The sequence below is a fragment of the Corynebacterium sp. HMSC05D03 genome (assembly GCF_001807205.1).
GTDB classification, from domain to species: domain Bacteria; phylum Actinomycetota; class Actinomycetes; order Mycobacteriales; family Mycobacteriaceae; genus Corynebacterium; species Corynebacterium aurimucosum.
Map to the genome: position 1 here is coordinate 26,269 of NZ_KV788182.1, position 19,019 is coordinate 45,287.

14 protein-coding genes are annotated in these 19,019 nt (G+C 59.5%); 5 read left to right on the forward strand and 9 right to left on the reverse strand.

The window, feature by feature from the left end; all coding sequences use genetic code 11:
- Nucleotides 1-10: 10 nt before the first annotated feature.
- Nucleotides 11-793, reverse strand: a complete 783-nt coding sequence (locus HMPREF3147_RS08665; RefSeq protein WP_070446738.1) for a hypothetical protein — start codon at nt 791-793, stop codon at nt 11-13.
- A 122-nt stretch (nt 794-915) separates the two neighbouring features.
- Here HMPREF3147_RS08665 and hflX point away from each other — a divergent pair, with 122 nt between their 5' ends.
- Nucleotides 916-2,394 (forward strand): GTPase HflX, encoded by a 1,479-nt coding sequence (gene hflX / locus HMPREF3147_RS08670; RefSeq protein ID WP_070446739.1) that lies wholly within the window; start codon nt 916-918, stop codon nt 2,392-2,394.
- Nucleotides 2,395-2,428: 34 nt separating this feature from the next.
- Nucleotides 2,429-3,709, forward strand: coding sequence for a uracil-xanthine permease family protein (locus HMPREF3147_RS08675; protein ID WP_070446740.1), 1,281 nt, complete (start codon nt 2,429-2,431; stop codon nt 3,707-3,709).
- A 98-nt stretch (nt 3,710-3,807) separates the two neighbouring features.
- Here the strand turns inward: HMPREF3147_RS08675 and HMPREF3147_RS08680 are convergent, their stop codons facing one another.
- From HMPREF3147_RS08680 to HMPREF3147_RS08695, 4 genes are all read right to left on the reverse strand, one after another.
- Nucleotides 3,808-4,086 (reverse strand): hypothetical protein, encoded by a 279-nt coding sequence (locus tag HMPREF3147_RS08680; RefSeq protein ID WP_070446741.1) that lies wholly within the window; start codon nt 4,084-4,086, stop codon nt 3,808-3,810.
- 194 nt (nt 4,087-4,280) lie between these two features.
- The gene (locus tag HMPREF3147_RS08685) at nt 4,281-4,550 is read right to left on the reverse strand and encodes an HPr family phosphocarrier protein (protein WP_010190265.1); all 270 of its coding nucleotides are present in this window, start codon (nt 4,548-4,550) and stop codon (nt 4,281-4,283) included.
- Between the two features lie 58 nt (nt 4,551-4,608).
- Complete coding sequence (locus tag HMPREF3147_RS08690) at nt 4,609-6,693, reverse strand: PTS fructose transporter subunit IIABC (protein ID WP_070446742.1); 2,085 nt, start codon at nt 6,691-6,693, stop codon at nt 4,609-4,611.
- Between the two features lie 23 nt (nt 6,694-6,716).
- Nucleotides 6,717-7,688 carry a 1-phosphofructokinase family hexose kinase gene (locus HMPREF3147_RS08695; RefSeq protein ID WP_070446743.1) on the reverse strand — a complete coding sequence of 324 codons (972 nt, stop codon included), beginning with the start codon at nt 7,686-7,688 and terminating at the stop codon, nt 6,717-6,719.
- Between the two features lie 239 nt (nt 7,689-7,927).
- On the opposite strand from HMPREF3147_RS08695, the gene ptsP reads away from it, so the two are divergent.
- Nucleotides 7,928-9,622, forward strand: coding sequence for a phosphoenolpyruvate--protein phosphotransferase (gene ptsP / locus HMPREF3147_RS08700; RefSeq protein ID WP_070446744.1), 1,695 nt, complete (start codon nt 7,928-7,930; stop codon nt 9,620-9,622).
- Nucleotides 9,623-9,704: 82 nt separating this feature from the next.
- Here ptsP and HMPREF3147_RS08705 read toward each other — a convergent pair whose 3' ends face one another.
- Together HMPREF3147_RS08705 and lexA are read right to left on the reverse strand one after the other, a co-directional pair.
- Nucleotides 9,705-10,487, reverse strand: a complete 783-nt coding sequence (locus HMPREF3147_RS08705; protein ID WP_070446745.1) for a DeoR/GlpR family DNA-binding transcription regulator — start codon at nt 10,485-10,487, stop codon at nt 9,705-9,707.
- A gap of 368 nt (nt 10,488-10,855) precedes the next feature.
- Nucleotides 10,856-11,578: a transcriptional repressor LexA gene (gene lexA, locus HMPREF3147_RS08710; RefSeq protein WP_070446746.1), complete on the reverse strand. Its 723-nt coding sequence runs from the start codon at nt 11,576-11,578 to the stop codon at nt 10,856-10,858.
- Nucleotides 11,579-12,328: 750 nt separating this feature from the next.
- On the opposite strand from lexA, the gene nrdR reads away from it, so the two are divergent.
- On the forward strand, nt 12,329-12,787 hold the full coding sequence (nrdR, locus tag HMPREF3147_RS08715) for a transcriptional regulator NrdR (RefSeq protein ID WP_010190258.1): 459 nt from the start codon (nt 12,329-12,331) through the stop codon (nt 12,785-12,787).
- Here nrdR and hrpA read toward each other — a convergent pair.
- Complete coding sequence (hrpA, locus tag HMPREF3147_RS08720) at nt 12,784-16,659, reverse strand: ATP-dependent RNA helicase HrpA (RefSeq protein WP_070446747.1); 3,876 nt, start codon at nt 16,657-16,659, stop codon at nt 12,784-12,786. The genes nrdR and hrpA overlap by 4 nt on opposite strands.
- 108 nt (nt 16,660-16,767) lie before the next feature.
- Between hrpA and HMPREF3147_RS08725 the strand changes: the two genes are divergently transcribed.
- The gene (locus HMPREF3147_RS08725) at nt 16,768-17,835 is read left to right on the forward strand and encodes a hypothetical protein (RefSeq protein WP_070446748.1); all 1,068 of its coding nucleotides are present in this window, start codon (nt 16,768-16,770) and stop codon (nt 17,833-17,835) included.
- Nucleotides 17,836-17,941: 106 nt separating this feature from the next.
- On the opposite strand, the gene HMPREF3147_RS08730 is transcribed toward HMPREF3147_RS08725, so the two are convergent.
- Nucleotides 17,942-18,901, reverse strand: a complete 960-nt coding sequence (locus tag HMPREF3147_RS08730; RefSeq protein WP_070446749.1) for a hydrogen peroxide-inducible genes activator — start codon at nt 18,899-18,901, stop codon at nt 17,942-17,944.
- Nucleotides 18,902-19,019: the final 118 nt, after the last annotated feature.

The following is a 19,019-nucleotide window of genomic DNA, read 5'->3' on the forward strand; positions in this document are numbered from 1 at the left end:
CTCCGAGACCTTAGTGGCCTCCGCAGCCTCCAGAGCCACAAGCGCAGCCGCCTTCGCCGCCACAACCACCGGTGGGCAGCGCAATCGAGGCCGTCAACATCGCCGAACCCGCAAGAACGGAATCCTTCGGTGGCAGCTCACCAAAGCTCTCCGGCAGACACAGATCGAAGGGGAAGGTGCCATCCATGACGAGGTGCATGAAGCGCTTACCTGTGAGCTGGTTGTGGCGCCACTCGGATTCCATGACCCGTGCGGAAAAAGTGCAGCCCGGCGTGGGGGATTCGGAACCGGAACCGGCCGCAACAATTGCCGCGCCAGTGGATTCAAACGTGGCTGGGTAGGCACCCTTCTCGGCTTCGTAGGCTTCAGTGCTGTCGAAGGCGGTGACGTCGAGGCCCATCGCGGTGAGCTCTACCTGTTGCCACTGCTGGGTGTCCTCATCTGCCAAGAGCGGGCCCTGCGCCAGGTTCGCCGTTGCTTGCGCGAGAACGTATCCGAAAGGATCGATGATGTCCAGGTAAGCCAAGACATCGTTGATCATAGAGACGTGAGCGAATCCTTGGGTGACGCCCTCGAAGCCGATAAAGGTGGCGAAAGGTTCGACGGCAAGGATATTGAGTTGCGCCCCGGAAGGATCCGAGAACTGAATGAGTTGTCCTCCGCGAACCTCCCCGGTGACTGCCAGCTGGTTGGTGGAAATGGCGGCTTCGACGGCGTCCTGCCAGCGCTCGTAGTTGAGGCCAATGGCCTGCATCTCTGGGTGGGTGGTCTCTTTGACGGTCATGCGGCCCATTGTATCTGGCGCCGCGATGACTCAAAAATGTTGTCGGTGAGCCTTGCCGCCGGGATCGGCACAAGGTCGTGTGCAACGGAGATTCCCTGTTAAGAGGCGTGACGTGCAAGAATAGAAAACATATGACACAAGAAACCCATGATGATCTCCTCGCGCAGGCTTTTGGTGAGCCCGCGCCCATGCCACAGGTGCCGTCCACCGGTGATTTCGACCTCGCGGAGCGCAATGCCTTCCGGCGAGTGAACCGTAAGACCACAATCCGCTCAGAAGACAGCACCGACATCTACGAGGTGGAGTACCGCAAGCTCCGCCTTGAGCAAGTGATCTTGGTGGGCGTGTGGACCGAAGGCACCGTGGCCGAGGTTGAGGCCACGATGGCGGAGCTTGTCGCGTTGACGGAGACCGCGGGTGCAGAGGTCATCGAAGCCCTGTATCAGAAGCGCGACAAGCCGGATCCTGGAACCTATATCGGTTCCGGCAAGGTGAAAGAGCTCAAGGATATCGTGACTGCCACCGGCGCGGATACCGTGGTATGCGACGGCGAACTTACCCCGGGCCAGCTCACGGCATTAGAACGAGCGCTCAACACCAAGGTTATCGACCGCACCATGCTCATCTTGGACATCTTCGCGCAACACGCCAAGTCCAAGGAAGGTAAGGTCCAAGTCTCGCTCGCACAGCTGGAGTACCTCTACACCCATACACGCGGTTGGGGCGGTAACCTCTCGCGCCAGGCGGGTGGCCGAGCCGGATCCAACGGCGGTGTCGGCTTGCGCGGACCCGGTGAAACCAAGATTGAGACGGATCGTCGCCGCATCCGCACGCAGATGGCGCTGCTGCGCAAGGAACTTAAAGGGATGAAGACGGAACGCGAGATCAAGCGCTCGCGCCGCGCATCCTCAACGATTGCGCAGATCGCTATTGCTGGCTACACCAACGCTGGCAAGTCTTCGCTCATCAACGCGATGACGGGCGCTGGCGTGCTGGTGGAGGACGCGCTGTTCGCTACCTTGGATCCCACTACGCGCCGCGCCGAGCTGGCCGATGGCCGTCAGGTCGTCTTCACCGATACCGTCGGCTTTGTGCGCCACCTGCCGACGCAGCTGGTGGAAGCCTTCAAATCCACCTTGGAGGAAGTCCTCGCAGCGGACTTGATGCTTCATGTGGTGGACGGCTCTGATCCTTTCCCGCTCAAGCAGATTGAAGCGGTCAACAAGGTCATCTATGACATTGTGAAGGACACCGGTGAGGAAGCCCCGCCGGAGATTATCGTCATTAATAAGATTGACCAGGCTGACCCCCTGGTACTCGCGGAGCTGCGCCACGCCCTCGACCGCGACAATGTCGTCTATGTCTCCGCCAAGACGGGGGAGGGCATCGATGAGCTCACTGCGCGTGTGGAGCTGTTCCTCAATTCCCAGGACGAGCACGTGCAGCTGCTCGTGCCGTTTACCCGCGGGGACGTGGTCGATCGCATCCATACCCAGGGCACCGTGCGCAGTGAGGAGTACACGGGTCAGGGCACGCTTGTCGACGTTCGCCTGCCCGCCTCTATTGCCGCCGAACTCAGGGAATTTCGCGTGGCCGGTGAGGACGCTTAGGTTTCAGTGCTCCCGTGAGCCATAATTATGGTTCGTGAGTAATTTTGGCTGGGCCGTCCACGGGGACGGAAAAACGATTAAGCCGGGCGCGGTCGTCGCACCCGAAGAACGATTGAGCTGGGGCCGCACTATCGGCATCGGCATGCAGCACGTCGTGGCCATGTTCGGCGCGACACTGCTGGTGCCCACCCTGACCGGATTCCCGGTCAATACGACGTTGCTGTTTTCAGGCCTGGGAACAATCCTATTCCTCCTGATTACCCGCAACCGCCTGCCTTCCTACCTGGGATCCTCTTTCGCGTTCATTGCGCCGCTGAGCGCCTCCCAGCAGTACGGCATTGGCGCACAGGCGGGTTCCGTCTTAGTGACTGGCCTGGTCCTGGTGGCGATTGGTTTCGCGGTGAAGGCGGCGGGCCGGAAGGTCCTTGACGCCGTCATGCCGCCGGCTGTGACCGGCGCCATCGTGGCACTGATTGGCCTTAACTTGGCGCCCAATGCTGCCACCAATTATTCGAGCCAGCCTCTGGTTGCCACGGTGACGCTGGCGGTCATCATCCTGGCCACCGTCGCTGGTCGCGGCATGGTGTCGCGTCTGTCTATCCTCATCGGTGTTGTCGTGGGCTGGGCTTTTGCGGCTGCCACGGGCAACCTTGGCGAAGGCGCTGTGCAGTCCATCCGCGCAGCAGCCTGGATTGGCTTCCCACAGTTCCATGCGCCGGAGTTTCACGTTTCCGCCATCGCGGCCGCGCTTCCGGTCCTGGTCGTGTTGATTGCGGAAAACGTCGGCCACGTCAAGGCCGTCTCGGAGATGACCAAGCGCGATCTCGATGATCTGGCCGGTGACGCCCTCATTGCAGACGGTCTTGCCACCTCCCTGGCTGGTGGTTTCGGTGGCTCAGGTACTACGACCTACGCGGAGAATATCGGCGTGATGGCCGCGACCCGCGTCTACTCCACGGCCGCCTACTGGGTAGCTGCTATCACAGCCATCGCTCTGGCCTTCATCCCGAAGTTTGGCGCGCTCATCTTTACCATCCCCACCGGCGTGCTGGGTGGTGCTTGCATTGTCCTCTACGGGCTCATCGGCATGCTCGGCGTGCGCATCTGGATGGACAACAAGGTCAACTTCAATAACCCGGTGAACCTCACTGCTGCGGCGGTGGCGCTCATCGCGGGTATTGGCAACCTCACCCTCGACGTCTTTGGCGTGACGCTTGAGGGCATTGCCTGGGGCTCTGTCGGCATCATCGTGCTCTACCCGGTGATGAAGAAGCTCTACGGCTCCATTGGTGAGGGCCGCGGCGCGAAGTACTAGACATACCCTCGCCGCCTGAACGGAGTAAAGGCACCATCTGGAGGCTTTGATTTAGAAAACCCCAGGTGAATGTGTGCAGAAGTCTGCATAAGGTGCTTTTACTTCGGTCCCTTTAGAGGTCTCCCCACGAACTCATCATCCAGCCAGACATCATCACTGCCGGAATGAGCCTGTGCGTAGTCCAGCAGCTCTTCCACCGTGTGTATGTATACCTCGTCGTCGGTATGAGTTGGCCACGAAATGGTTTCGGGGTTGGCGAAGTCTGCTTTTCCAATCGGATAATCTCCCGCTAATTGATCCGCCCAGAGGTGTGAGGCGACTCCGTGGTAGAGGGTTTCGGTATCGAGGTCGCCGCGGAACCGGGTCAACGCTCCCATGACCTCGTAGCCGACGTCTGGGGGGGCGTTGTTGGCTGGCCAGTCATGTCTTTGACTCTACACAGTAGGTCACTTCAGTCGAGGGGAGAAGACGAGAGAAAGAGTCCGCGCAGACGAGGCGAATCAAAAAGCTCCCGCCACCCTCAGCACAAGAGGGAAGCGGGAGCTCTGCCGTTCTATAGACGGAAAATGCTTTAGGAAGCGTCGAGGTCCTGCTCGATGAGACCGGCGATCTTCTCCACAGCGGCCTCGTTCTCAGAAGTCACGGTGACTTCGTCGCCCTGCTCGGCGCCGAGAGCCATGATCATGAGGGAGGAAGCAGCATCGGTCTCGTCCTCGTCCTCGTCACCGACGAGGGTCAGGAAGATGTCCTCGTCGAACTCAGCGGCGGCATCGGCAATGATGGAGGCCGGACGTGCGTGCAGTCCGACGGAGGAACCAACCTTGACGGTCTTAGAAGCCATGATAATAATCCTTTCGAATTACGGAGTTTCGTGCTTACAAGTGTACGCGGCTTAAGCGCTAGGCGGCGGCCTTAGCCTTGTCTGCCTTCGCAGCAGCCTCTTCAGCAGCCTTGTTAGGCCAGAACTGCTTCATCGCGATGACCGCACTGGCGGACACGATGACGCCGGCAAGGATAGCCACGAAGTAAGCCCACGCTGGTTCGATGGCGAAGATAACAAAGATTCCGCCGTGCGGGGCGCGAGACATGACGTCCAGGGACATCGACAGAGCACCCGTCACTGCGCCACCGAGCATCATCGACGGGATGACACGCAGTGGGTCGGCAGCAGCGAACGGGATAGCGCCCTCGGAGACGAAGGACAGACCCAGCAGCCAGGCGGATTTACCGTTTTCCTGCTCCGCAGGCGTGAACAGGTTCTTGCGTACAAAGGTCGCGATGGACAGGGCAATCGGGGGAACCATACCGGAAGCCATGACGGCGGCCATGATCTTCATGGAAGCCTCATCACCCGTGGACAGGCCAGCAGTAGCGAAGAGGTAAGCAGCCTTGTTGACCGGGCCACCCAAGTCGGAGCACATCATAAGTCCCAGGATGATGCCCAGAAGGACCGCGGAGGAACCGGACATGGAGGACAGCCAGTTCTGCAGGCCTTCCATGATGGTGGCCAGCGGTGCACCGAGCAGCAGGTACATGAGCAGGCCAGTAACCATCGTGGCGAGCAGCGGGATGATGACCACAGGCATGAGGGAGCCGATCCAGCGCGGGACCTTCCACTTGCCAATCCACATCGCAACAAAGCCAGCGATAAGGCCGGTGACCAGACCACCGATGAAGCCCGCACCGAGGGTGACCGCAATGGCACCACCGGCGAAGCCCGGCGCGATGCCCGGGCGGCCCGCCAGCGCGAAGGCAATGTAGCCGGAGAGCGCCGCGACGATGAATCCCATCGATGCTTGACCGATGGCGAAGAGCACGGCGCCGATGTACAGGGCGAACCCTGCCTTCTTGAAGGTCATCATTTCGCCATCAACCATGACGTCATGGCCCGGCAGGTTGGTCAACGAGTAATCGCTGGTAATGGCCTGCCAACCGTTGGCCATGTCGTAGCCACCGAAGAGGAAGCCCAAGGCCAAGAGGAGGCCACCGGCAGCGACGAAGGGCACCATGTAGGACACACCGGTCATGATGGCCTGCTGAATGCGCTTGCCCCAGCCCAGTCCTTCGCCTTCTTCTGCGGAACTAGAGGAGGCTGCGCCTGCCGTGCCTGCGACCTTGTGTGCGTTGGGGTTCTTGGACGCAGCGATAGCTTCATCGAGCATCACGCCCGGCTCGTTGATGGCGCGCTTGACGCCTGATTCAATAACGGGCTTTCCGGCGAAGCGCTCCCGGTCGCGAACACCGACATCGGTAGCGAAGATGACGGCGTCGGCAGCCGCGATGGTGTCTGCAGAAACAGCGGTGTTATTGGAGGAACCCTGGGTTTCTACGGTGAGCTCGACATCGTCGCGCTCCTCGGCGGTTTGGGTGAGGGCGTCGGCTGCCATGTATGTGTGGGCAATGCCGGTCGGGCATGCGGTCACGGCCACGATGCGGGTCTTCTGTGAATCCGCAGCCTTGCTCGCCGCAGGCACAGCAGCCGCAGCTGCAGGTGCCGATTCGCTGGCCGTAGCCTTCTTCTTCGGTTTTTCGGCGTTAACCACGTCGAGTACCAGGGAGACGATTTCCTCCTTGGTCTGCGCGGTGCGCAGAGCCTCCAAGAAGTCCTTCTTCACCAGCGCGCGAGCCAGCTTGGAAAGGATCTTCAGGTGTGCTTTACCGCCACCTTCCGGGGCGGCGATGAGGAACACCAGGTGGGCGTCGCCATCGGGCCCGGAGAAGTCTACACCGCGCGAGAGGCGGGCGAAGGCCAAGGTGGGTTCAGACACTGCGGCGGAACGGCAGTGTGGGATGGCAACGCCACCGGGGACACCGGTGCCAGCTTTTGCTTCACGCTCGATGGCGGGGCCAGCCAGTTCCTCCACGGAGGTGGCGCGGCCGGTGTCGTGGACAAGCGTGGCCAGGTTGGTAATGACTGATTCGATGCTGTCACCGAAGTCGGCGTCGAGCGCCACAAGATCGGTGGTGATGAGTTCTGATGACATCGGGTACGTACTCCTCAGTACTGCTAAAAGTCGGTGACGGCCTGAACCGTCGTGTGTTCGATATCTAGTTCTTCAGGGGTTGGTATCTGGGTTCCCGGGAGAGCTGCGGCAGCCGAGCCGTAGGCCACCGCTTGGCGCAGGGCTTCCGAGTAGGAGGCACCCGAGCAGCGGGCGAGGATATAGCCGGAGAGCGAAGAATCACCGGCACCCACGGTAGAGCGCAGGGTAATCGGCGGGGGAGTAGCGGCCCACGCTTCATCGGCAGTGACCAGCACTGCGCCAGCGCCACCCAGGGTGACGAGAACCTCGGGGATGCCGCGCTTGACGACGACCCTCGCGGCCTTGACCACACCGCTAAAATCACCGTTCTCGGCGGCAGCTTCGAGGGCCTGACCATCCACGTTGGCTAGCTGGCCAAGCTCAAGACCATTCGGCTTGATGAGGTCGGGGCTGGCGGTTTCGAGGTTTTCTCCGAGAGCCACCATAGGGGCATCGGAGGTGTCGACGGCTACACGGATGTCGGGGTTGGCTTCGCGCGCGACACAGATGAGCTGCGTGTACCAATCTGTAGGAACGCCTTGGGGAAGAGAGCCCGCCATGACGATCCACTCGGCGTCAGCGCAGTGTTCAGCAACGGCCTGTGCCACGTCTTGCTGAACTGATTCATCGAGCGTGGGGCCGGGTCCGTTGAGTTTGGTCGTACGGCCATCCGGTTCGGTCAGGGTGGTATTGGTGCGCACCGCGCCATGTGTCGGCACGGCGTGTACGGGGATAGACGCGTCATCGGCGAGGGCTAAGAAAGGGTCTGAGGCCACAGCCGGTAGAAGGGCCAGACTGTCGACATTGGCGAGCATTACGGCGTGCGTAACGTTGACGCCTTTACCACCGGCAACGCTGGATACAGCCCCTGCGCGGTGTACAGCACCAGGCTCGAGTTCCTCGTTCAGGCGCACGGTGGCGTCGATGCTTGGGTTGGGGGTCAAGGTAAGGATCATTGTGGACAATGTCCCCTTTCGCGGAGTGCGTATATTGGGGGCAAACGCGCCTCGGCGGCTTAAACAAGAACTCCCGTGCGGATTGCCCGTGGTCAGCGTGAAAGTAATGTTGCTTAATGTTGATTATTGCCCGTTTTTGTCCGAATGTCAACGGAATCACTGTGGTTTTCGTTGCATTTTTGACCGACTTGTGATGATCTGGATAGAGAAAAAACATCGTCTCCGTAAGGAAATGTGTCATGGAAAACGCATCCCCATCCACCGTTAAAGGCACCGGCGTCGTCGCCGGCGTTGCATACGCTGAGGCGGTGTGGGTTCGCCCACGCCCAGAACTGCCCACGGCTGGAGAAACCGTGGCGGAAGAGCAACGTGATGCTGAATACGATCGCTTCCTCGAAGCCTCCGACATCGTTGCCAGCAGGCTAGAACAGCGTGCCGCTGGTGCTGAAGGTCAGGCAGCAGAAGTTCTGGGCGCTACTGCTGGAATGGTCAAGGACCGAGGTTGGCACAAGGCAGTGCGCAAGGGTATTCGCAGCGGCAAGAACGCCGAATATGCAGTTGTTGGTGCCACAGACAGGTTTGTCACCATGTTTGAGGCCGCCGGCGGCGTAATGGCCGAGCGCACGACTGACCTCAAGGACGTGCGCGACCGCGTCATCGCACAACTGCGTGGTGAGCAAGAGCCGGGCCTGCCCATGGTTGAAGGGGAGGCGGTGCTGCTGGCGGATGACCTTGCACCGGCGGATACCGCAACCTTGGACACCACCCATATCAAGGCGCTTGTGACCGAGCTGGGCGGTCCCACCAGCCACACGGCAATTATCGCTCGTCAGCTCGACCTTCCGTGCATCGTGGCGGTCGGCGCTGAGCTGCGCACGATTGAGGCGGGAACCCAGATCTTCGTCGATGGCTCCGTGGGAACAGTGGCCCTTGGTGCGGATCGCGCTGCCTCGCTCAAGGCTGTAGAGGAATACCGCGAGAAGGCAGCACGAGTGGCCGAGTGGCGGGGTCCGGCCCAGACCAAGGATGGACACCGCGTGCAGTTGCTCGCCAATGTTGCCGACGGCAACGCAGCTCGCATCGCCTCTGATTCGCAGGCAGAAGGTATCGGTTTGTACCGTACAGAGCTGTCCTTCCTCTCCGCGAGCGAAGAGCCCACCGTGGAGGAGCAAGCGCGCATCTACGGCAAGGTTTTCAACGCTTTCCCGGACTCCAAGGTCGTTGTTCGAACGCTCGATGCTGGTTCTGATAAGCCGATCTCCTATGCCACGTTGGACTCTGAGGAGAACCCCGCCTTGGGCGTCCGGGGCCTGCGCATCGCCCGCGATAACGAGGCACTTTTGACCCGTCAGCTCGATGCCATCGCGCAGGCCGCAGAAAAGCGTGCCGAAGGTGCCACGACGTGGGTTATGGCACCGATGGTGGCCACGGCAGTCGAGGCAAAGTGGTTCGCCGAACTCTGTCGCGAGCGTGGGCTCACGGCTGGTGCGATGATTGAGGTACCGGCTGCAGCCCTGATGGCGGATACTATCCTGCCGCACCTCGACTTCGTGTCCATCGGTACCAATGACTTGACGCAGTACACTATGGCCGCTGACCGCCTATCGCCCCAGCTGGCCTACTTGACCGATCCGTGGCAACCGGCCGTGTTGCGTTTGATCCAGCACACCTGCGTGGTCGGGCGCGATAATAATGTTCCGGTGGGCGTCTGCGGCGAAGCAGCAGCAGATCCCATGCTCGCCTGCGTGCTAACTGGCCTTGGTGTGACTTCACTGTCTGCGGCGTCGACTGCGGTCGCAGGTGTTGGCGCACAGCTTGCTGAGGTCACTCTTGAGCAATGCCAGAAGATGTCGGACGCAGCAGTAAACGCTGAGGGCCCAGCTGATGCCCGCGCCGCGGTGATTGACCTATTGGAGCAATTCCAAGCGTCCTAGATTATTGTGAATGCGCAGGAGGTGTGTGCCCCTCACCATGAAGGGGTGCACACCTCCTGAAACGATCTAGGGGCTAAAGCGCCTACTTCTCTGCAGCAATGATCACCTCAATGCCGTGCTCACGCAGCGCTTCAACGTAGGAAGCGGGCGCGCCGGCATCGGTGATAACGACATCAATTTCATCGAGGGACGCAAAGCTCACGAGGTAGTCATTGCCCAGCTTTGAAGAATCGCACAGTACGACGACGCGGTGCGCATTGGTGACGAAAGCGGACTTGATCGCAGCCTCTTGCGAGTCTGCCGTTGAGAGACCGTGATCAATGGTCAGTGCGTTGGTGCCGACAAAAGCCACGTCGGCACGCATGAGCGCCATGGTGCGAAGGGCGGTATCACCAACCACGGCCTGGGTAATTGCCCGTACTGTACCGCCAAGGAGCTGGACTTCGGATACCCCGTTGCTGGCTAGCGAAAGGGCGATCGGCAGGCTGTTGGAGACGATGCTGAACTGACCTGCCGAATAGCGCTGGCCAATGAGATCAGCAAGCGCATTCGTCGTGGTGCCGGCGTCGAGGAAGATGCTGCCGCCATCGGGAAGCTGTTCCAGCGCAGCGCGCGCAATGGCCATCTTGGCGCCCGTGGCCGAGCGTTGACGGGTATCAAGGGTTAACTCCGCGGTTTGGAAGGATTGGGAGGCAACCGCACCGCCATGAACTCGGTGCACGACTCCTTCCCGATCCAAAACCGCGAGATCGCGGCGAATCGTCTCAGCGGTAACATCGAAGCGTTCAGAAAGTTCGGTGACATTGACACGGCCTTCGACGGCGGTCAATGAGGCAATTTGTCGGCGACGCTCTTCTGCGTACATAGTTCCTCCCGGTGAAGTCTGCCTGTGGTGGTCACTGCGCCCGCCGCGGAAAGGAAACGGGGCTGGGGCGTGTGAACGAAAAGAACAACGAATGTTGCGGCGATGTTTCTATTGTCTCACTGAAGGTGAAGAAAACGGAACGAAACAAAGAAAAACTCACATTGAGATTGCTGTCTTAGTGTAAAAATTCCGTCATAACCTGCACATATGTAAATGTGTGATGTCGGACGCTAAAGCGGTAGGAATCGGGCATGTACACACACAAGGGGGTAGAAAGAAACAATCCCCCGGCCCTTTACGCCCGCACCGAGTGGACTGGCGCTGCGGGGTGGGTAGGGCCCTGGGGGATGGCTGCGAAGTGATGATTCCTAGAGCTTGCGGAAAACTGACACTACCTTGCCCATGATCTCAGCTTCGTCGCCTTTGATGGGGGAGTAGGCATCATTATGGGGGAGAAGCCAGACGCCGGAAGAGTCGCGGTGAAATTCCTTTACGGTAGCTTCTTCGCCGTCCAGGAGAGCGGCGACGAACTCGCCTTCCTCTGCGACGGATTGTGAGCGAATAATCACCCAATCGCCGTTGAGGATTCCGGCGTCCTGCATAGAATCGCCCACGACCTGCAGCATGTAAAGTTCGCCGCTGCCAAGGATTTCGCCCGGCATGGGGAAATAAGCGTCAACGTTTTCTTCGGCGGTAATTGGGGCACCTGCGGCAATGCGGCCGACAACAGGGATGTAGTTCGGCGTCGCTGCGTCCTCAGGGATATCGGGGGTGGAAGGATCTGGAGACTTGTTTGCTTGGCTTGTCTTGCGGCCGGGCTTCTTCGAGTCTTCGGCACCGGGGAAGTGGCGGACATCAACGGCGCGCGGCTTGTTGGGATCGCGGCGCAGGAAGCCCTTCTCCTCAAGCTGCTTCAGCTGGTAGGCCACGGATGATGTGGACTGTAGGCCGGTGGCATCACCGATCTCACGAATGCTTGGCGGGTATCCGCGGAGCATTACGGCATCATGGATAACCTCCAGGATGCGGCGCTGGCGGGCGGACAGGGTGTCGAGGGAAGGGTGGTCGCTTCGCTTGGATTTGCGGGCCATTCTTTCTCCTAAAACTATTGCGATGTGCACATTCGTGGTTGAGGCTTTGGCGTGCCAGGCATGTATGGGACTGCCGGTGGTGCTTCCGCTTTCCTTTTTAGCACGACAGGAAAAAATGTTCGACTGTCGTCGCCGAATTGTGGACAAATTTTCGAGACGGTGCTATAAATCGAACATACACGCTAAATCGAACGGTTGGTCGATGGTGATGTTCGAAAGTGTCTGCCTGGATTCTTATACTTCGGATATTGCGTCGATGGAGAAGGAAGAACTAGAAAGGAGCCGTCATGGCTATCGCTCTCAATAATGCCTCTGTACTGCGTAGGGATGTTCGTCGGAAGCCTCGCAATACGGCAGTGCTGGTCCCTCCGGCGGCAATTTGGGATCCTGTGCAGGGCCAGGTGCGAACCCATGAATTATCACCTATTTCTTCCCGTGGCTCGTCTGTTGTTCGAACGCTCTCTTCGGAGGGTAGAACACAGGGGCGCACGATCAGCTCGGCACCATCCTGTGTTTCTTCCCCGCGGAGTGTGTCGCGGAGCCGGCGTGGTGGGTCGAACGTAGGTAACTATGTTTTGGGCGCGGTCTTTGGCGCTGCAGTCTTTATTGGAACAGTGTGGGGTGGCCTCAGCATCGATAGTGAGGTTCCTAGTAACAGTGGTGCTTCAGCTACCGCGGAGGCAACTTCGCGCTAGAATTCCTTGGGCCGGGGAAGCAAGGCGCATCGGCGGAGAGGAAGGTTACGGCACTATGTATTGCCCGTTCTGTCACAATGAACAGTCACGAGTCATCGATTCGCGCGTGATTGATAGTGGAACCTCAATCCGGCGGCGTCGCGAATGCGCCGCATGTAAAGGCCGTTTTACCACGATCGAAAAGGCGGTCCTGTCGGTAGTCAAGCGCAATGGCTTAGCGGAGCCCTTCAGCCGCGACAAGCTGATTCGCGGCGTCAAACGCGCGTGCCAAGGACGTGATGTAAGTGACGATGCTCTGAAGAAGCTTGCACAAGAAGTCGAGGAGACCGTGCGCAGTCATGGGTCTTCCCAAGTCAATGCCAACGACATCGGCCTTGCCATCTTGGAGCCTCTCCGCGATCTCGATGAGGTCGCCTACCTGCGCTTCGCCTCCGTATACAAGTCTTTCGAAAGCGCAGACGACTTCGAATCGGAAATCCGCCTGATGCGTCGGCGTGACCGCGATAGCTTCTAGCGCAATTTATCCGCGGCCTTTTGGATTCTCCGAACAGACACCGCATGAGCGGTTCCTAGGCGTTGCGCGAAGAGCGATACGCGCAACTCCTCGATCATCCACAAGATCTCCTTAACTTCACGCGTCTTCTCGCGGCCTGCAGGCAAGGAGCGCAAACGATTATTCAGGTAGGCCTTGGCCTCGTCGACATCTGCCTGGCGGTCAGCGTCACGATCTGGATCCAGGTTCATATCATCAAGCCTGATACGTGCAGCCTGGATATAGCGCGGTAGGTGGCGCAAGTGTTGGATTCCATGCACGGTGATGGCGTGCGGTGGCAATAGGAAGTCGAGCTGAGCGCGAATATCATCGATTGCCGGCCCCTCCCAGTGCTTCAGCTCTGCGTTGAGGTTGGAGTACTCTGCCAACCCTGGGGCAATGGCCACCACCGCCTGACGCACACGCCCCGGGACCTCAGGCTTTACGGCGTTCAGCAAGGCGGTAAATTCCTCAGGAGTTCTTACGGGCCCGCCCTTCTCCATCATGATGTCGCGCACTGCGGCTACTCGTGCATCGTTGACCAACCCTTCGGCTCCGCCGTGTGGGTAGGAGTCGACAGCTACCCGCTGCTGTAGCGGTAAGCCCTTGACCATCTGTTGTGCACTCACGGAGATTTCCCGAAGCAACAAGGTGAGGGTGGCGGTGATCATGGAGGCGTCGGCAGCCGCTTTTGTCGGGTGCACCTTGAGAGCGACGCCTTCCTTCGTTGCTACGAGTGCTGGATAGGCGGTGACCTCGTGCCCATCAACGACAGTGGTTACCTCTTCATCGATAGCGCCCAGAGTGTCCTTTGACCATTCCTTGACGGCGGTGGATTCAGCTGCCCGGCCAACACGCGAGACGGAGGACGAGATATGCCCGGCTTGGCGTTGCACGAGCGCCTTCAAGTCTCGATCGGAATCGATGACCTTTCCTCGTTTGTCCACTGCCGCGTAGTTCATGCGCAGGTGCGGAGGGAGCTGGTCGGGGCGGAAATCCCCTGCGTTGATGCCTTGGCCGCCCATTTCTTGCAGAACAGCAGCGAGTTGCTCAGTGAGTGCGCCTTCATAGGGCACAAGCTTGGGCAGCGCTCGTTCAGCGAATTCGGGTGCTGGAACCACAGTGCGCCGAAGAGCCTTCGGGAGTGAGCGAATCAGCTCCGTTACCAGCTCTAGCCGCAGGCCGGGTACGAGCCAGTCGAAGCCCTCGGAGTCCAATCCCGCAAGGAGGGGGACAGGGACCATGAGCGTGACACCATCGAGGGGGTCACCGGGTTCAAATTTATAAGAGAGGTCGTAGTCGATGCTTCCCTTCAGCCATCGGTCGGGGAAAGCCTCTTCAGTAACAGTGTGGTCCTCTTCGAGGAGTGCTTCCGGGTCGAAGTCCAAAGAGTGCTTGTTCTTCTGTTTCTTCCACCAAGAATCGAAGTGACGGGCAGTGGTGACAGACTCGGGGATTCTCTGGTCATAGAAGTCGAAGAGCGTGTCTTCATCCACCACGAGGCCGCGCCGACGGGCCTTCTCCTCATACTCGGAGGCCTCGGCAAGCTTGCGCTTGTTGTCGTGGAAGAAGTGATGGTGGGTGGTCCATTCGCCGTCGACAAGCGCATTGCGAATGAACATATCGCGTGCCGCCGCAGGATCGACGCGGTGGTAGGGCACCGTCCGGTCTGCGACCACGGTGACGCCGTACAACGTCGAGCGTTGGGTAACGACCGCTGAGCCACGCTTCCGTGACCATGTTGGATCGGAATAGTTGTGTTTCAACAGATCCTTCGCCAGTTTTTCCACCCAGGCCGGGTCGATGGCGGCAACATCGCGTGCCCACAGTCGCGAGGTTTCCACCAGCTCGGCTGCCATGAGGAACTCCGGTGGCTTCTTTGCGAGCGCTGATCCCGGGAAAACAAGGAAGCGGGTATTGCGTGCGCCAATGAACTCCTTGGAGTTACCGTCACGTGCGCCGATGTTGGACAGCAGGCCAGAGAGCAACGACATGTGGATGTCATCGGGGCGCCGTTCGGTGCCCTCTTGAGCGTTCCATCCGAGCTGCTTGGTGACGTCCCGCAGCTGCCGCACCAGGTCGAACCACTCGCGGATGCGCATATAGTGCAGGAAATCGGCCTTCATCCGTTTGCGGAAAGCATTGCCGCTCATCTCCTCGCGCGCTTCTTGGACAAAGTCCCACAGGTTGAGCATTGCCATAAAGTCTGAAGACTTGTCTTTAAAACGAGCATGGGCTTGGTCAGCCTGCGCTTGCTTGTCGGTAGGCCGCTCGCGCACATCCTGGATTGTCATCGCGGCGACAATGACCATGACGTCGTGGAGGCATCCGGAGGTGTTGGCTTCAACGAGCATGCGGGCCATGCGCGGATCCACGGGAATGCGGGCAAGATTGCGTCCAATTCGGGTTAGTACCGGCAGCCCATCTTTTTCTTTGCCCTCGAGTGCGCCCAGTTCGTGGAGGAGGAGCAGACCATCGCGCACGGCCTTCGGTTCGGGGGATTGAACGAAGGGGAAGTCGGCGATATCACCGAGGCGCAACGAGATCATTTGCAGGATGACGCTGGCCAGGTTGGTGCGCAGGATTTCGGGGTCGGTGAATTCTGGCCGGGAGAGGAAGTCCTGTTCACTGTAGAGGCGGATGGCAATGCCATCGGCAACGCGACCACATCGGCCTGAGCGCTGGTTAGCGCTTGCTTGGGAGATCGGCTCAATGGGCAGTCTTTGCACCTTGGTGCGAGTGGAATAGCGCGAGATGCGCGCGGTGCCCGTGTCGACGACATAGCGAATGCCAGGCACCGTCAATGAGGTCTCAGCGATGTTGGTAGAGAGCACGATTCGGCGGCCGCGGTGCGAGCGGAAGACGCGATGTTGTTCCTGGTTGGACAGTCGTCCGAAGAGCGGAGTGACCTCCACGTTGCGCCAATGGCGCCCTTCGATGGCTTCCATGGCGTCGCGGATATCGCGCTCGCCCGGGAAGAAGCACAGAATGTCTCCTTCGCCTTCGGCCATGAGTTCTTCGATGGCTTCGCAGAGGGCGTCCAAGGGATCGAGGTCGATGGTCTTGCCACCTGATTCGACCTCGAGCGGGCGGTAGCGGATCTCCACGGGGTAGGTACGCCCCGATACCTCGATGATCGGCGCTGGTTCACCGTGAGCGTCAGCGAAGTGCTTGGCGAAGCGTTCCGGATCAATGGTGGCGGAGGTGATGATCACCTTTAGGTCGGGGCGCTTGGGCAGCAGCCTTTTGAGGTACCCGAGAAGGAAGTCAATGTTGAGCGAACGCTCGTGCGCCTCATCGATGATGATCGTGTCATAGGCGTTGAGGAAGCGGTCACGCTGCATTTCTGCCAGCAAGATGCCGTCCGTCATGAGTTTTACAGCGGTGGTGGAGGAGACTCGGTCATCGAAGCGGATGGCATAGCCGACTGAGTCCCCGATGGATTGGTCAAGCTCTTCTGCAATGCGCTCAGCAACCGTGCGCGCTGCCAAACGTCGTGGCTGAGTATGCCCAATGAGCCCTCGACGCCCGCGGCCGAGCTCCAAACAGATTTTGGGAATCTGGGTGGTCTTTCCCGAACCAGTCTCACCGGCGATGATGACTACCTGATGATTCTCGATAGCTTCAGCTATATCATCGCGGCGCCCAGTGACGGGAAGCTGTTCGGGGTAGGTAATGGGTGGTACATGCGCATCGATGGTGCGCACCTTGTCTTGGGCGGCTGCGATATCAGCTCCAATGGCATCCAGGGCCTTGGGGGAGCGGGCCTTGCGCAGGCGACGGCGGAAAGCGCGCTCATCACTCAAGGAAACCGAAGTGAGAGCGCCGTAAAGGTCTTCGCGAGTAGCAGTCATAATCGACCTAAAAGTCTACTCGGAAGGCTATTCGCTCACAGGTCGAGGTGGAGATATTGGTACCCTCGTGTTTATTGCGTGAACACTAATCAATGAAGGGTATGAATTATGACTAATCCTTTTGAATCGAATCCGGAGGATAACGGCTCCAACCGGGGCTTTGGCAGCAACCCGGCTCATAACTCCGGCGACTCCTCCGGAAACAACGGCGGACTTCCCAAATACGAGCCTACTTCTCACCCAGAAGATCAGGCTGGCTTCGGCCAGTCCAGCAGCTACGGCAATTATGGCGGCGGCGCCTACGGCTCCCAGTCCTATGGTGGGTACGAGGCTGGCCAGCCGGGCTACGCTGGTGCGGGCTATGGAAGCGACTCCAGCTACGAAGGCCCAGGCCCAGGCGCCGGCCCGGCCTACACCGGTCCGGTCAGCGCTATCGAAGCTATCAAGTGGGGTTTCAAAGCCGCGCTCAGTAACGCACTTTTGTGGGTGCTGGGCGCCGTCGTCGTGTTTGCTATTCAGTTTGTTCCACAAATTGGAATCAGCGTTGGTGCGCAGAACGCCGATGGGGCGGAGACCTCCATTATGTTGGACCTCTTCTCCTTCGCGGTGTCCATCCTGTCCTTTGTCATTGCTCTGGTTGTTTATCGTTTGGCCTACCGTGAAATCGACAAGCCGAGCCCCACATGGGGCACCCTGTTCCAGGGTGTTCGCTGGGTACCGCCGCTCGTGGTGAACATCGTCTTGGGCATTCTTGGTGCGATTGTCTTGGTGATTGTCATCGTCGGCCTGCTTATGGTGGGCCTCGGTGGTGTGGCAGGTGTGGACCTCCAGAACCCAGAGCAGCTCAGTGAAAATGATATTTTTGCACTCGTTGGCTCTATCTTCGGCGGAGTCATCATCGTCATGCTGATTGCGCTGTTCATTCAGCCCTTCTTCACTCTCATGCCGTGGTTGGCAGCCGATAGCTCCTCCGTTGGCGAGGCTTTCTCCCAGGGCCTGAAGCTGGGCAAGGAAAACTACGGTCACATCTTGCTGTTCATTGTCCTGTCCGGTCTGATGGCTTTCGCCTCCCTCATCACCCTGGGCTTGGCACTGATCATCATCGCGCCGGCACTGCAGCTGGCAACCGCACACCTGTGCCGCCAGTGCCAGGGTCGCTATGCTCCTGCAGCCTAAGGCTTAAGCTGTCGAATCGATATGCAACGCCGCCCCTGACTTCATGAGGTGAGTTAGGGGCGGCGTTGTCGTCTTCTTTAGCTCTGATGCTGGAGCTGGGGAACAGTTAGGAGGCCGTGAAAAGTGTCCGGGAACGCTCCGCGGCGTCGTGGAAGGCAGCGGTGACCAAGGTCCCGAAAGCGCTGAACTCATCGGCACGGGCAGCGGAAGAGCGGAAGACAAGCCCCACGTGCCGCTCCGCCGTGACAGAAGGGGCAAAGTGTGCGACGGAGAGCCGCGGATTCTGGCATTCCGTTGCCAGGGCGGACTCGGGGACGAGAGTGGCGCCGAGGTTTCCCATGACCAGCTGCAAGATAGTAGTCAGCGATGAGGCTCGAGTGACGGCATTGGTGGCTTCGGAGGGATTGACCTTCGCGCGGCGGCACAGGTCGAGGACTTGGTCGCGGAGACAGTGGCCGTCGTCAAGCAGGAGCAGATCAAGGTGCCCTAGATCCTCGAGCGTGAGATCCTTTCGACCCGCAAGTGGGTGCTCTGCTGGGGTAACTGCGGTGAAGGCCTCGCTGTAGAGAGGAATCTCCACCATTCCGGGGGCTTCGGTGGGCAGGGCAACAATGGCCAGGTCCAGGTTGCCCTCGCGCAGCTTGTCTAGCAGGTGCTGGGTCTGTTCCTCGACGAAGCGGGGTTCTAAATCGGGATAGGTCTCGCTGATGGACTGCAGTATCCCCGGCAAAATATAGGGCGCGATGGTGGGGATGATGCCGATAGTGAGGGGGCCGTTAAGCGTGCCGCTGGCGCCGCGCGCTTGGCTGAGGAAAGCATCGGAAGCTTCGAGTGCTGCCTTGGCATAAGGCAGTAGCGCTTCACCTGTGGACGTCACGATGACCTTGCGGGTCGAGCGTTCGATCAGCTGTACTCCCAAACCTTGCTCGAGTGCGACGAGGGCCTGGGAGAGCGAAGGTTGGGAGATATCGAGTTTGGCGGCTGCGGTTCCAAAGTGCTTGTTTTCCGCAATCGTGACGAAGGTGCGCAACTGGGCGAGGGTTGGGCGATACTCCTTATTGTTCATGCCTATAACTCTAACATCTCTAATTCGTGGAGCCTATTGACGTGCCAAGCCTTCCGTGGCATACTTAACAAGCGAGCGACTGCGTACCAGCCAAAAGGCAAAGTGGTGTGCGGTCGTA

Bases quoted from the DNA above. Each gene is read 5' to 3' on its own strand.
- HMPREF3147_RS08665 (WP_070446738.1), bottom strand. From the start codon at position 793: ATGGGCCGCATGACCGTCAAAGAGACCACCCACCCAGAGATGCAGGCC.
- hflX (WP_070446739.1), top strand. From the start codon at position 916: ATGACACAAGAAACCCATGATGATCTCCTCGCGCAGGCTTTTGGTGAG.
- HMPREF3147_RS08680 (WP_070446741.1), bottom strand. From the start codon at position 4,086: ATGGGAGCGTTGACCCGGTTCCGCGGCGACCTCGATACCGAAACCCTC.
- HMPREF3147_RS08685 (WP_010190265.1), bottom strand. From the start codon at position 4,550: ATGGCTTCTAAGACCGTCAAGGTTGGTTCCTCCGTCGGACTGCACGCA.
- HMPREF3147_RS08690 (WP_070446742.1), bottom strand. From the start codon at position 6,693: ATGTCATCAGAACTCATCACCACCGATCTTGTGGCGCTCGACGCCGAC.
- HMPREF3147_RS08695 (WP_070446743.1), bottom strand. From the start codon at position 7,688: ATGATCCTTACCTTGACCCCCAACCCAAGCATCGACGCCACCGTGCGC.
- ptsP (WP_070446744.1), top strand. From the start codon at position 7,928: ATGGAAAACGCATCCCCATCCACCGTTAAAGGCACCGGCGTCGTCGCC.
- HMPREF3147_RS08705 (WP_070446745.1), bottom strand. From the start codon at position 10,487: ATGTACGCAGAAGAGCGTCGCCGACAAATTGCCTCATTGACCGCCGTC.
- lexA (WP_070446746.1), bottom strand. From the start codon at position 11,578: ATGGCCCGCAAATCCAAGCGAAGCGACCACCCTTCCCTCGACACCCTG.
- nrdR (WP_010190258.1), top strand. From the start codon at position 12,329: ATGTATTGCCCGTTCTGTCACAATGAACAGTCACGAGTCATCGATTCG.
- hrpA (WP_070446747.1), bottom strand. From the start codon at position 16,659: ATGACTGCTACTCGCGAAGACCTTTACGGCGCTCTCACTTCGGTTTCC.
- HMPREF3147_RS08725 (WP_070446748.1), top strand. From the start codon at position 16,768: ATGACTAATCCTTTTGAATCGAATCCGGAGGATAACGGCTCCAACCGG.
- HMPREF3147_RS08730 (WP_070446749.1), bottom strand. From the start codon at position 18,901: ATGAACAATAAGGAGTATCGCCCAACCCTCGCCCAGTTGCGCACCTTC.